At 43.8% G+C, this 14,204-nt stretch carries 12 protein-coding genes; 11 read left to right on the top strand and 1 reads right to left on the bottom strand.

Features of this window, described 5'->3' with window-relative positions; all coding sequences use genetic code 11:
• The first annotated feature begins 17 nt into the window (after positions 1–17).
• Positions 18–1,595 (top strand): DUF6057 family protein, encoded by a 1,578-nt coding sequence (locus tag TY03_RS07465; RefSeq protein WP_042368668.1) that lies wholly within the window; start codon positions 18–20, stop codon positions 1,593–1,595.
• A gap of 12 nt (positions 1,596–1,607) precedes the next feature.
• Positions 1,608–3,062, top strand: coding sequence for a TolB family protein (locus TY03_RS07460; protein ID WP_042368667.1), 1,455 nt, complete (start codon positions 1,608–1,610; stop codon positions 3,060–3,062).
• On the opposite strand, the gene TY03_RS07455 is transcribed toward TY03_RS07460, so the two are convergent.
• Complete coding sequence (locus TY03_RS07455) at positions 3,055–3,945, bottom strand: AraC family transcriptional regulator (protein WP_042368666.1); 891 nt, start codon at positions 3,943–3,945, stop codon at positions 3,055–3,057. The two genes, TY03_RS07460 and TY03_RS07455, sit on opposite strands and share 8 nt — an antisense overlap.
• A 303-nt stretch (positions 3,946–4,248) precedes the next feature.
• Between TY03_RS07455 and TY03_RS07450 the strand changes: the two genes are divergently transcribed.
• The 9 genes from TY03_RS07450 (at position 4,249) to nuoH (ending at position 14,202) form a co-directional block, all read left to right on the top strand.
• A complete protein-coding gene (locus TY03_RS07450; RefSeq protein ID WP_230201952.1) occupies positions 4,249–5,109 on the top strand; it encodes an alkaline phosphatase in 861 nt (286 codons plus the stop codon).
• A 194-nt stretch (positions 5,110–5,303) separates the two neighbouring features.
• Entirely contained in the window at positions 5,304–7,199 is a 1,896-nt protein-coding gene (gene dxs / locus TY03_RS07445) for a 1-deoxy-D-xylulose-5-phosphate synthase (protein WP_042368664.1), read from the top strand.
• 6 nt (positions 7,200–7,205) lie between these two features.
• Positions 7,206–8,546, top strand: a complete 1,341-nt coding sequence (gene trkA / locus TY03_RS07440) for a Trk system potassium transporter TrkA (RefSeq protein ID WP_042368663.1) — start codon at positions 7,206–7,208, stop codon at positions 8,544–8,546.
• Between the two features lies 1 nt (position 8,547).
• Complete coding sequence (locus TY03_RS07435) at positions 8,548–9,999, top strand: TrkH family potassium uptake protein (protein ID WP_148335597.1); 1,452 nt, start codon at positions 8,548–8,550, stop codon at positions 9,997–9,999.
• Positions 10,000–10,087: 88 nt separating this feature from the next.
• The gene (locus tag TY03_RS07430) at positions 10,088–10,459 is read left to right on the top strand and encodes a hypothetical protein (RefSeq protein WP_042369293.1); all 372 of its coding nucleotides are present in this window, start codon (positions 10,088–10,090) and stop codon (positions 10,457–10,459) included.
• A gap of 108 nt (positions 10,460–10,567) precedes the next feature.
• Positions 10,568–10,918, top strand: a complete 351-nt coding sequence (locus TY03_RS07425) for an NADH-quinone oxidoreductase subunit A (protein ID WP_042368662.1) — start codon at positions 10,568–10,570, stop codon at positions 10,916–10,918.
• Positions 10,909–11,526 (top strand): NADH-quinone oxidoreductase subunit B, encoded by a 618-nt coding sequence (locus TY03_RS07420; protein WP_042368661.1) that lies wholly within the window; start codon positions 10,909–10,911, stop codon positions 11,524–11,526. Before TY03_RS07425 ends, TY03_RS07420 begins: the two co-directional genes overlap by 10 nt.
• Positions 11,527–11,528: 2 nt before the next feature.
• Complete coding sequence (locus TY03_RS07415; RefSeq protein WP_042368660.1) at positions 11,529–13,121, top strand: NADH-quinone oxidoreductase subunit D; 1,593 nt, start codon at positions 11,529–11,531, stop codon at positions 13,119–13,121.
• A 4-nt stretch (positions 13,122–13,125) separates the two neighbouring features.
• Positions 13,126–14,202 carry an NADH-quinone oxidoreductase subunit NuoH gene (gene nuoH, locus TY03_RS07410; RefSeq protein ID WP_042369291.1) on the top strand — a complete coding sequence of 359 codons (1,077 nt, stop codon included), beginning with the start codon at positions 13,126–13,128 and terminating at the stop codon, positions 14,200–14,202.
• The last annotated feature ends 2 nt before the right edge of the window (positions 14,203–14,204 follow it).

Raw genomic sequence — 14,204 nt, 5'->3', positions numbered from 1 at the left:
TTTTGACGGATGATTCAATGAAAAACATTACTATATTTACTTGGGGATTGATATTACTCTGTGGGCTGGCTTGTTTTGGCTTCTTTCAGCTTGCTTATTCTTATCATTTGCTTTATCGGGAGCAGACTTCTTTATTTACTTACACACTTCTTCAATTACTCTCTTACATAGAGAAACCGGCTGTTTTATCTTGCTTATCAGGCGATTTTTTACTCCAGTTTTTTCACTATAACGGAGCAGGTGCAGCCATTATTACCAGCTTATTACTCTTGCTGGGTGGTACGGGTTATTGGGTGTTTCGTGTGTGGGTGAAACCTTGGATCGCTTTAGTCGGTGGGGTAATAATGATCGGATGGGAGGGAGCGCGTCTTTGTAGTCTAACCTATCCGCTTTCGTCCACAGTTTCATTGATCGGTGGTCTTTTTCTTTTTTTATTGTTTAAACAATTAAGGGGGAAAAGAGCACTGCTTTGTGGCGGCATGATAGGAGTAGTGCTGAGCTATGTCTTGTTTGGTTATGGAGTGTTTGTCTTTTTGTTTTTTGCTTGCTTGCTGGTCGTGGCTCCCATGAAACAATATTTGGTGGCAGGTTTGATGCTGGTAGCGGGTATGGCTCTTCCGGCGTGTCTAAGTAATACATACTTGCTGACACTGCCTCAGGCTTATCAGTATCCGGCAACGGAATGGTGGAGTAAACCCGATTTAATGCATGAACGCTTATTGGGCATGAATATAGAGTTACATGCAGCAAACTGGGAGAAGGTTATACAGTTAGCACAGCCTGATATGAGGATGAGTTTGACCTCGGTTTGTTCGAACTTGGCACACGCCATGCAAGGAGACTTGTCGGGGCGGTTGATGAATCAATACCAACCGGCGGGTCTGGGATTGTTTATTCCAATCGATGAGTCTTCTACATATTTCTCAACTCAATTGGCGAATGAGGTTTGGTTCCATTTGGGAGATATGACCATGGCAGAACATGCTGCCATGTTAAGTATGATTTTTTCTCCACAGCATAAAGGAGCTCGTATGGTTCAGCGATTGGCAGAAATAAATTTGATCAATGGTGATGAGGTGGCAGCAAAGAAATACCTAAAGACACTCTCTCGTACATTGGCTTACAAACAATGGGCGAAAGATCGTATGCCGGGCGAACAAACGAGCGAGGTAAAGCAGTGGCTTAACTGGAAACGGACATTTCTTCCTGAAAAAGATACCTTACGCGTTTCTTCGTTGGATGTAGCCAAATCTCTTCGTTTGCTCCTCGAAGCAAATGCAGAGAATCGAATGGCTCGCGATTATCTACTTTGTTTTCATTTGTTGATGAAAGATCTTCCTGCTTTTACGAAAGATTACCAACAGTTTTATCATGAAAAACCAAGCAGACTGTATGCCGAGGCGTTGCTTATTCAATTGATGAAGAAACAGGCTATGGGCGAAGAAGTGAAAAAGACAGGTATGTCTCCCGAAGTCGTGATCGATTTTAATGAATACAATCGCCTCCATAATCAGTTTGGTGGTCATCCGGATGCATTGAGTGGTCAGTTTGGAAAAACTTACTGGTTCTATTATCATTATGCACAATTTCAATAAAAAAAGAAGAAGATGAAAATAAAAAAATATGTGACTGTTGCTCTTTTAGGGTTGAGCTTATTCTCATGTACCCCGCGACCCGAACAAATAGAACTTGTAAATGAAGCGGCTCCGATATATCCCGATTACAGAGACGTAACCATACCCTATAATATCGCACCGCTTAACTTTATGTTAACGAATGAGGCTACCGCTTATCGGGTATCTGTTTGCGGGCGCAAAGATAGTCTGGTAGAGACAGGTGACTATAAAGTTTGCTTCTCGATAAAAAAATGGAAAAGGCTGTTGGAGGCAGAGAAAGGTGAAATGTTGACGGTCAATGTAGTGGCATTGGTAAAAGGACAATGGTTGCAGTATGCTCCGTTTTCTTGGAGGATAGCTCCCGAAGCGATTGATGGCTATATGAGTTATCGGTTGATTGAACCGGGTTATGAAGTTTGGAATGCCTTGCAGCTGTGTGAACGGAATTTGGAGAACTTCGATGAAAGGGTGATTGCTGATAATAACCTGACAGAGGGTAATTGCATGAATTGCCACATATATGGACAGCAAAGCGGTAAGCTCTCCTTTTTTCATTTGCGCGGTAAGAATGGAGGAACGATTTTGAATCGAAATGGGAAATTGCGTAAGTTGGTACTGAAAAATGATTCGATGGTATCATCGGCTGTCTATGGCGATTTTCATCCTTCCGGACGGTATGGCGTGTTTTCATCTAATAGTATCATACCCGCTTTCCATGCACTAAACAACCGTCGTTTAGAAGTGTTTGATACCAAATCAGATCTTGCTGTAGCCGACTTCGATAACAATCGTATGATTACCTCCTCCTTGGTTAGTCGTAAGGACATTCTTGAAACTTTTCCTACTTTCTCGGCAGACGGTCGGTTTATCTATTATTGTGCCGCACCAATGGTTGTCTTGCCGGATAGTGTGAAGCAGCTTCGCTATTCACTTTGCCGCATTGGCTTTGATGCGGAAGCAGGTAGATGGGGAAATCGGATCGATACGATCTGGGATGCGAATAAACAGGCAGGTTCTGTTTGTTTCCCCAAGGTATCTCCCGATGGTCGTTATATGCTTTTCACCGTAGCCGACTATGGCACGTTCCCCATCTGGCATCAGGAAACGGACTTACGTTTACTTGATTTGCAAACCGGAATAATAGACGCTTTGAAACAAGTAAACTCCGATCGTTCGGATACCTACCATAGTTGGGCTTCGGGTAGTCGTTGGTTTGTCTTTGCAAGTAAGCGCGGAGACGGACAATACGGGAAGCCTTATTTCTCTTATGTCGATAAGCAAGGCAATACACATAAACCCTTTGTATTGCCACAAAAAGACCCCGAATACTATGACTATACTTTTAAATCGTACAACATACCCGAACTGTCGGCAACTTCTTTGCCCTTTGATGCAGCTACGATTAAGCACGCGTATCAGAATACGCAGGCGGAGGTATTTAAATAATCGTTTTTTTCTTTCGGTAATTATCGCGAAACTCGGTAGGAGTAACTCCCTTCTTTTTTTTGAAGGTACGGTTGAAGTTCGACAAATTATTAAATCCACAGCTATAACCAATTTCGGCAATACTGAGCGGTGAGTCAATCAGTGAGCGGGTGGCAATGCCCAGACGCATGTCTGTTAAGAGATCCACAAAACTTTTGGATGTGTGTTGCTTGATGAACCGGCAGAAAGAGGCTTCGCTCATATTGATCATATCGGCTACATCGGACAGCCGGATGGTTTCAGAGTAATTCTTTTGGAGATAGTTCATTACCTTATTTAATTTAAGGTTGTTACTGCCCGATTCCTGTGCATTGTTCGAAAATAGATAACTGGATAGTTGACGCATTTCTTTATCGATGGATAATTCGTGTAGAATAATCATCAACTTTATCAAAGAGTAAAAGCTATCGTTTTCGCAGGTGAGTGTTTTTAGTAAGGGTCGTACCTTCGAAATTGTTTCCCGACTGAATACAATGCCATTTTCGGCCTGTTGGAATAATTGCTGCACACTGATGAGTTGATTCTTGTTCAGAAACTCATCAGAAAGTAGGTGTGGGTGAAATTGAATCGTAATTTCGTGAATGTTTTGCGATTGACAATGATGATCGATCCAAGCATGCTCCAGCCTTGGATTGGTAATTAATACTAACTCTTCGTCGTCAATCTCCTCCATCGAATCACCTACGATTCGTTGAGCACCTTTGCCATTTTCTATATAATTAAGCTCAAACTCCGGGTGTATATGGATGGGAAAGTTGAAATTACTCTTTTGTCTTTCTATCAATATAAAGCAATCTTTGGGTGATAATGGCGATACTTCCTTGAATAGCTCTGTGTTAATCATACTATTTTATATTAATGGTAGTGAATAGCTAGATTTATTGGCGAAGACAAAATTATCATTTATTTTTAAAAATGAGGTTGATTTCTATAGATAAATAATGCAAATAAGCGAAAATACTACAAAATGCAGAAATTCTATTAGATTAGCTGATCATTTCTATATACTTTTGCGATTTTCAACGTAAGACTGAATAGCTTATGAGAAAGTGAATTTTTAAATGTAATACATCGTTTTTAATCTAAATAATCGTTTACAATGAAACAACAAATTTTACAATGGACACTGGCAGTACTTACTCTTTTTATGATGCCGTCTACCGGCTTTGCAGCGAAATGGAAGGCGGAACATGTTATTCTTATCGGATTGGATGGCTGGGGTTCTTACAGCGTTGAAAAAGCCAATATGCCACATGTAAAGAAATTGATGAAAGAAGGTGCTTATACATTAAAGAAGCGAAGTGTACTTCCTTCTTCGAGTGCGGTGAACTGGGCCTCTATGTTTATGGGAGCCGGTCCTGAATTGCATGGATATACCGACTGGGGATCTAAAACGCCCGAGCTGCCTTCTCGTGAACTGAATGCACATGGTATCTTCCCAACCGTCTTTCAATTGCTTCGAGAAAGCTCTCCCAAGGTCGAAATAGGATGTTTGTACGAGTGGGGTGGAATTAAGTATCTGATTGATTCGCTTGCAATGAGTTATCAGCAACAGGTGCCCGATTACAATAAGTATCCGAAGGCGATGAGCGAAATGGCTTCTCAATACATCAAAGAAAAAAAGCCTGTTTTAGCCGGATTTATTTTCGATAGTCCTGATCATACAGGTCATGTCGACGGGCATGATACGCCTGCTTATTATGCAAAACTAGAAGAGCTGGATGAGTACATCGGACAAATTATAAAAGCAGTGGAAGAAGCCGGTATGCTGGATCAAACCATCTTTATTGTTACCTCCGATCATGGCGGTATCAAAAAGGGACATGGTGGCAAAACCATGGAAGAGATGGAGACACCTTTTATTATCAGTGGAAAGAATATTAAAAAAGGACTATGTTTTGACGAAAGCATGATGCAGTTTGATGTTGCTTCGACCATTGCCTCTATCTTCGCTCTTAAACAACCACAAGTATGGATCGGAAGGCCGATGAAACAGGTCTTTAAATAAGCTATTTGCGAAGCTCCTGATTTCATGGGTAGGCTGGTGATCTACCTTCTCTTTTCAGTGCCTCGTTTGGTCATGTGTTGTCATCATAGCATATGCTCAAATGGGGTACTGCCTATATTGATAGTTAACTTTCAAGTGATAAAATTCGGATAATCCTTTTCTTTTCGTACTTTTGCCATAAATTTGCCCGAATCATGAACAATGAATCCACTTATAATTTGCTAAATACAATAAACTATCCTCAAGACCTACGCCGGTTAAGTGTAGAACAGCTTCCGGAGGTTTGCGATGAGTTGAGGCAAGACATCATTAAAGAACTCTCTTGCAATCCCGGGCACTTTGCTGCCAGTTTGGGGGTTGTAGAACTAACCGTGGCATTACACTACGTATATAACACTCCTTACGACCGGATTGTCTGGGATGTAGGACATCAGGCTTACGGGCATAAGATATTGACAGGACGACGTGAGGCTTTTTCTACCAACCGTAAACTGGGAGGTATCCGTCCTTTTCCTTCACCAGCAGAGAGCGACTACGATACATTCACTTGCGGCCATGCTTCGAATGCTATTTCGGCTGCTTTGGGTATGGCGGTAGCAGCCGAAATGAAGAATGAACACGACCGTCATGTCGTGGCTGTAATAGGCGATGGCTCGATGAGTGGAGGTTTGGCTTTCGAAGGGCTGAACAATGCCTCTGCTACTCCTAATAATCTCCTGATTATATTGAATGATAACGATATGTCCATCGACCGCAGTGTGGGTGGAATGAAGCAATATCTGTTTAATCTGACTACGTCTAACCGCTATAATCAGTTGCGTTTTAAAATATCCCGGATACTTTTCAAAATGGGGCTTCTCAATGAAGAGCGTCGCAAAGCACTGATTCGTTTTGGAAATAGCTTGAAGTCTATCGCAGCTCAGCAACAGAATATTTTTGAAGGGATGAATATTCGTTATTTTGGTCCCATCGATGGGCATAATGTGATGAATATAGCCCGGGTGCTGCGTGACCTTAAAGATATGAAAGGACCTAAAATTCTGCACCTGCATACCATCAAAGGAAAAGGTTTCGAACCGGCAGAGAAACATGCTACCTTGTGGCATGCACCTGGAAAGTTCGACCCCAATACGGGAAAACGTTTTGTGGTGAATACCGACGGATTACCCCCTCTTTTTCAGGATGTATTTGGACATACATTGGTCGAACTAGCCGAGAAGAATGAGCGTATTGTAGGCGTTACTCCTGCCATGCCAACCGGGTGTTCGATGAATATGTTGATGGATCGGATGCCCGATCGTGCATTCGATGTGGGAATAGCCGAAGGGCATGCGGTTACCTTCTCGGGAGGGATGGCAAAAGACGGTCTACTGCCTTTCTGCAACATTTACTCTTCGTTCATGCAGCGAGCCTACGACAACTTGATACACGACGTAGCCATTCAACGATTGCCGGTGGTGTTCTGCCTGGATCGTGCCGGTTTGGTAGGCGAAGACGGCCCTACCCATCACGGTGTATTTGATATGGCTTATCTGCGTTCTGTACCAAACCTGACTATTGCTTCGCCGATGGATGAGCATGAACTTCGTAGGTTGATGTACACGGCGCAACTACCCGATAAAGGCCCCTTTGTGATTAGATATCCTCGTGGACGTGGTTCACGAACTGATTGGGAGTGTCCCCTTACCGAAATAGAAGTCGGAACAGGACGCAAGATAAAAGAGGGTACCGATCTGGCTGTAATAACGATTGGTCCCATTGGTAAAGTGGCTGCACAAGCCATTGCACGTGCCGAGAAGGATAAGGAGATGTCTATCGCTCACTATGACCTTCGATTCATAAAACCACTTGACGAAGCCTTACTACATGAAATCGGTCGTACGTTTACGAATGTAATCACGATTGAGGATGGGGTGATTAAAGGGGGGATGGGCAGTGCTGTGCTCGAATTTATGGCCGATCATGAATACCACCCGCACATACGTCGTATCGGAATCCCCGATCAGTTTATCGAACACGGCACAGTAGCTCAGCTATTTGAACTGTGTGGAATGGACGAAGAAGGAATATATAAAGAAATTTGTAATTGATTCAAAATGAAGATAATCATTGCAGGTGCAGGTGCTGTTGGTACGCACTTGGCTAAATTGCTATCTCGCGAGAAACAAGATATCATCCTAATGGATGATGATGAAGAAAAACTAAGTACCCTTAGTTCTAATTTTGATTTAATGACCGTCCCGGTTTCACCCTCTTCCATTTCGGGGTTAAAAGAGGTAGGTGTAAAGGAGGCCGATCTGTTTATAGCCGTAACTCCCGATGAGAGTCGTAACATGACTGCCTGTATGCTCGCATCCAACTTAGGGGCTAAAAAGACAGTTGCCCGTATCGATAACTACGAGTACCTTTTGCCCAAGAACAAAGAGTTTTTCATGAAGCTGGGGGTAAACTCACTTATTTACCCGGAAATGTTGGCGGCCAAAGAGATTGTCTCCTCCATGCGTATGAGCTGGGTTCGGCAATGGTGGGAGTTTTGTGGCGGCGCACTGATTCTGATCGGAACCAAGATGCGCGAGAAAGCAGAGATCCTGAACATAACACTTTCTGAGTTGGGGGCACCCGACATACCCTATCATGTAGTAGCGATCAAGCGCGGAACAGAAACCATTATTCCGCGAGGCGATGATACGATTAAGTTACACGATATTGTTTATTTTACCACTACCCGCAAATACATTCCGTACGTACGCAAAATAGCCGGCAAAGAGGACTATGCAGATGTACGCAATGTGATGATTATGGGGGGAAGCCGTATTGCGGTGCGTACCGCTCAGTACGTTCCCGACTATATGCAGGTGAAAATAGTAGAGAACAGTATCAGTCGATGCAATCGACTGACCGAGCTGCTCGATGATAAAACAATGATTATTAATGGTGATGGGCGCGATATGGACCTGCTTTTAGAAGAAGGGTTGCGCAATACCGAAGCATTTGTGGCGTTGACGGGTAATTCGGAAACCAATATATTGGCTTGTTTGGCTGCCAAACGTATGGGAGTCGATAAAACGGTAGCCGAGGTAGAGAACATTGACTACATCAGTATGGCCGAGAGTTTGGATATTGGTACAGTCATTAATAAAAAGATGATTGCGGCCAGCCATATTTATCAAATGATGTTGGATGCCGATGTCTCGAATGTAAAATGCCTTACGTTTGCCAATGCCGATGTTGCCGAGTTTACCGTAAAGGCCGATTCAAAGATAACGAGATCTCTGATCAAAGATATCGGTCTACCGAAAGGAACCACGATTGGCGGATTGATACGCAATGGCGAAGGTATGCTGGTAACCGGCGAAACATTGGTGAAAGCAGGTGATCATGTTGTGGTGTTTTGCTTGAATATGATGATTAAAAAGATAGAAAAGTACTTTAATTGAAATGATAAACTCGAAGTTGATAATCCGTATTATCGGTTTTCTATTATTAATTGAAACATGCCTGTTTCTCTGTTGTTCGGGCATTTCGTTGATATATGGAGAACACGATTTATGGAGCTTTCTGGTTTCCGCTTTGCTCACTACAGTTGTGGGAATGGCATTGCTTGCCATCGGACACAGGGCTGAAAAGAGATTGGGACGGCGTGACGGTTATGTGATTGTAAGCGTTGCTTGGGTCACTTTCTCTGCTTTCGGTATGCTACCTTTTTATATCAGTGGCCACATACCGAGTATTACGAATGCTTTTTTTGAAACAATGTCCGGGTTTAGTAGTACCGGTGCTACTATTCTTGATGATATCGAATCGCTTCCGCATGGTTTGCTTTTTTGGCGAAGCATGACGCAATGGATTGGTGGTCTGGGTATTGTGTTTTTTACCATTGCCGTACTTCCTATCTTTGGTGTAGGGGGTATTCAGGTGTTTGCCGCCGAAACAAGTGGACCTACCTATGATAAAGTGCACCCTCGTATTGGTGTTACTGCCAAATGGATTTGGAGTGTTTACACCGGACTAACACTTCTCGAAACGATTTTGTTGCTTTGCGGAGGCATGAGTTTGTTTGATAGTGTGTGCCATTCGTTCACGACAGCCGGTACCGGGGGGTATTCTACCAAACAAGCCAGTATTGCTTATTATAACTCACCCTATATAGAATATGTCATCTCTACCTTTATGTTTCTTTCGGGGGTTAACTTTACGTTATTGCTTCTGTTTGTAAGTGGTAAGTTTCGCAAGTTGATTCACGACGTTGAGTTGAAATGGTATTTCTATTCGGTTCTTGGCTTTACCGCTTTTATTGCCGTAGTCTTATACTACACCAGTTCGATGGGTACCGAGGAGGCGTTTCGTAAATCGCTCTTTCAGGTTGTATCCCTGCATACCTCGACCGGTTTTGCTACCGCCGATTATATGACCTGGGCTCCGATGCTTTGGGGAACACTAACTGTTATCATGATTATGGGAGCCTGTGCCGGAAGTACGACCGGCGGATTGAAATGTATTCGTATGGTCATACTGGCCAAAGTAGCACGGAATGAGTTCAAACATATTACTCACCCCAATGCCGTACTGCCTGTACGTGTCAATAAGCAAGTAATCTCGCCTTCTATAAAATCTACAGTATTGGCTTTTACTTTTCTGTATGCTGTAATCATTATTATTAGTATTTTATTAATGATGGGAATGGGTGTGGGGTTAACCGAATCTATCGGAACCGTTATCTCCAGTATCGGAAATATGGGTCCCGGGCTTGGTCTTTGCGGACCTGCCTATTCTTGGAATGCACTGCCCGATTCAAGTAAATGGTTGCTCTCTTTTTTGATGCTATTAGGGCGTTTGGAGATTTTTACGGTATTACTCCTGTTTAGCTCAGATTTTTGGAAGAAGAGCTAGTGTTGTGCTAAAAAATATTTTTTTGTTACCCCCAGATTGCAAAAAGAATGAATTTAAGTTCTATATTTGCACCGATTAATGGTGAATGATGAAACAATACTTAAAATATGGACTGTTAGTGGCATTTATTTTGCTGCTTTCTTCGGTGACGATGAAGGCGGCAGGAGTAATTGACACACCTGTTGACGATAGCCATGGAGAGTATTTCTTTTCGCAAGCTCATTCTACTCATAATTTCGAACGGTTTCAAATTTACTATCTTAATACGCCCTGCGAACAAGGGCACTCCAATGTATTGCACATTCCTGCCGACAAATGTCTGTTACGACTTTTCTCTCGCTTTCGCGAACATAAGGCAGTGAATCCTTTTTATCTTTACGACGCATTAAATCTACCAATATATGGTTTATCTAATCCTATAGCCTATTATATATATGGGCTTAGGAAGATTGTTGTATAGTCACGTCTCGTAATTATATCTGATTTTTATATAACACACGTGTTTTCTGCTCAGAGGAGTAGGGCACTGTTGTTTATCCTTAATATTCAATCTAAACGATATTGAATTATGAATTTTACATTGTTAATTGTTGTTCTGTTAACGGCAATTGCATTTGTCGGCATTGTGATAGCTCTTTCTAAAGCTATCTCACCGCGCTCGTACAATCTGCAAAAAGCTGAAACTTACGAATGTGGTATTCCTACTCGTGGTAAATCGTGGATGCAGTTCCGTGTAGGATACTACTTGTTTGCCATTCTGTTTCTGATGTTCGACGTAGAAACGGTATTCCTATTTCCCTGGGCAGTCGTTGTTCGTGATTTAGGGGTACAGGCCTTGGTGAATGTACTTTTCTTCCTGATCGTATTGGTGCTGGGCTTGGCTTATGCTTGGCGGAAAGGAGCTTTGGAATGGAAATGATAAAGAAACCCGTTATTAAGTCGATTCCTTATGAGGAGTTTGTCGACAACGAATCACTCGAAAAGATGATTCAGGAGTTAAATGAAGGGGGAGCAAATGTTGCTCTTGCCGTGCTGGACGATCTTATCAACTGGGGGCGCAGTAACTCGCTTTGGCCGTTAACGTTTGCTACCAGTTGTTGTGGTATCGAGTTTATGGCTTTAGGTGCCGCCCGCTATGATATGGCCCGCTTTGGGTTTGAAGTAGCACGTGCCAGTCCGCGACAAGCCGATATGATTATGGTTTGCGGAACGATAACCAATAAAATGGCTCCGGTACTGAAGAGGCTTTACGACCAGATGGCCGACCCTAAATATGTGGTGGCCGTAGGCGGATGTGCCGTAAGTGGCGGCCCCTTTAAAAAGTCTTATCACGTGCTCAACGGAGTGGACAAAATTCTGCCGGTCGATGTCTATATTCCCGGTTGTCCTCCACGTCCGGAAGCTTTCTACTATGGACTTATGCAACTACAACGCAAAGTGAAGATAGAGAAGTTCTTTGGAGGAGTGAACAAAAAAGAGGCACTTCCGCAAGGAGAGGCTTCAACAAGCGATGAAATAAAAAGATAATTATGAAGGAAATACAATACATTGCACCCGAGGAACTGCATGACGAAATGCTACGTCTGCGCAACGACCGCAAAATGGACTTTCTCGAAAGTCTTACCGGAATGGACTGGGGCGTGACAGATGAGAAAGATGAACCCGACACCGCTCGTGGATTAGGTGTGGTTTATCATCTTGAATCGACGGTAACAGGCGAACGTATGGCGTTACGTACGGCTACCCTTAATCGTGAGAATCCCGAACTTCCCTCCGTTTCCGATCTTTGGAAAGCAGCCGAGATGAACGAACGGGAGGTATACGATTTCTTTGGTATTCGCTTCAATGGGCATCCGGATATGCGTCGTCTTTACCTGCGCAACGATTGGGTAGGCTATCCGCTTCGCAAGGACGACGATCCCGAAGCGAATAATCCGCTCCGAATGGATAACGAAGAGACTATCGATACAACGACCGAAATCGGTCTGGACAAGGAGGGAGAAACGGTCAATACGGAGAGTGTTATTTTCGATGACCGCGAGTATGTGGTGAATATTGGCCCGCAGCATCCGGCTACGCACGGTGTGCTTCGTTTCCGTGTCTCTCTCGAAGGAGAGAACATCAAGAAGATTGATGCTAACTGTGGCTATATTCACAGAGGCATTGAGAAGATGAACGAGAGTCTGACCTATCCTCAAACACTGGCATTGACCGACCGGCTCGATTACCTGGGTGCCCAACAAAACAGGCACGCTCTTTGCATGTGTATCGAACAAGCCATGGGAGTCGAAGTAAGCGACCGGGTGAAGACCATTCGTACCATTATGGACGAACTTCAGCGTATCGATTCGCACTTGCTCTTCTACTCTTGTCTCTGTATGGACTTGGGTGCTCTTACCGCTTTTTTCTATGGATTCCGTGACCGCGAAAAGATTCTTGATATCTTTGAAGAAACCTGTGGCGGCCGCTTGATCATGAACTACAATACGATTGGTGGCGTACAAGCCGACTTGCATCCTAATTTTCAACGAAGAGTCAAAGAGTTTATTCCTTATATGCGTGGAATCATTCACGAGTATCACGAGGTATTTACTGGAAACATTATTGCGCAGCAACGTCTCAAAGGTGTGGGTGTGCTGACTCGCGAAGACGCGATTGCCTTCGGTGCTACCGGTGGTACGGGGCGTGCTTCGGGCTGGGCTTGCGATGTGCGCAAACGAATGCCTTACGGTGTGTATGATAAAGTCGATTTCCGTCAGGTGCTTTACACCGAAGGCGACTCCTTTGCCCGCTACATGGTGCGTATGGATGAAATTCTCGAATCGCTCCACATCATCGAACAATTGATAGACAATATCCCCGAGGGTGCTACGCAGGAGAAGATGAAGCCCATCATTCGCGTTCCCGAAGGTGCTTATTATGCTGCTGTCGAAGGTAGCCGCGGTGAGTTTGGAGTATACCTCGAAAGTCACGGTGATAAAACCCCTTACCGATTGCATTACCGCTCAACCGGTTTGCCGTTGGTGTCGGTGGTCGATACCATTTGTCGCGGAGCGAAGATTGCCGATTTAATTGCCATCGGCGGAACATTGGATTATGTAGTACCGGATATTGATAGATAAGATTATGTTTGACTTTAGTATTGTAACAAACTGGATACACACCCTCCTCACCTCGGTGATGTCCGAAGGGTTGGCTGTATTCATCGAATGTGTGGTGATAGGTGTATGCATTATCTTAATGTATGCTATACTGGCCATCATCCTGATATATATGGAGCGCAAGGTATGCGGCTTCTTTCAATGTCGTCTCGGCCCGATGCGTGTAGGTCCCTACGGTAGCATTCAAGTGGTTGCCGACGTGTTTAAGATGCTCACCAAAGAGATTATCACCCTTAAGCACTCCGATCGATTCCTTTACGAGCTGGCACCTTTCATGGTGATTCTGGCCTCGATGCTCACGTTTGCCTGTATTCCTATTAATAAAGGAATGGGAGTACTCGATTTTAATGTCGGTATTTTCTTTCTGTTGGCTGCCTCAAGCATTGGTGTAGTCGGTATTTTGTTGGCCGGATGGGGATCTAACAACAAATTCTCGTTGATTGGTGCCATGCGAAGCGGTGCACAAATCATCAGCTACGAACTCTCGGTGGGTATCAGCATCCTGACAATGGTTGTTTTCATGGGTACGATGCAGTTCTCGGAAATAGTCGAAGGTCAGGCTGCCGGATGGAATATTTTTCGTGGGCATATCCCCGTGCTGATTGCTTTTGTGATCTATCTCATAGCCGGTAATGCCGAATGTAACCGTGGTCCTTTCGACCTTCCCGAAGCCGAGAGTGAGCTTACCGCCGGTTATCATACCGAATATTCGGGTATGCACTTCGGATTCTTCTACTTGGCCGAATACCTGAACCTCTTTATCGTAGCTTCTGTAGCTGCTACTGTTTTTCTCGGAGGATGGATGCCTTTGCATATCGGCGGTCTCGACGGGTTTAATGCAGTGATGGATTATATTCCCGGTTTCGTTTGGTTCTTTGGCAAGGCTTTCTTTGTAGTTTTCTTGCTGATGTGGATTAAGTGGACTTTCCCCCGTTTGCGAATTGACCAGATCTTAACGCTGGAATGGAAATACCTGGTACCGATTTCATTGGTAAACCTATTAGTGATGACACTGATGGTGGTGTTCGGATGGCATTTCTAAGT

Source organism: Bacteroides neonati, assembly GCF_000499785.1.
In the GTDB taxonomy this organism is placed as follows: domain Bacteria; phylum Bacteroidota; class Bacteroidia; order Bacteroidales; family Bacteroidaceae; genus Bacteroides; species Bacteroides neonati.
Note: the sequence above shows the minus strand (reverse complement) of the source record. Positions and strands in the feature narration are given on the sequence as shown.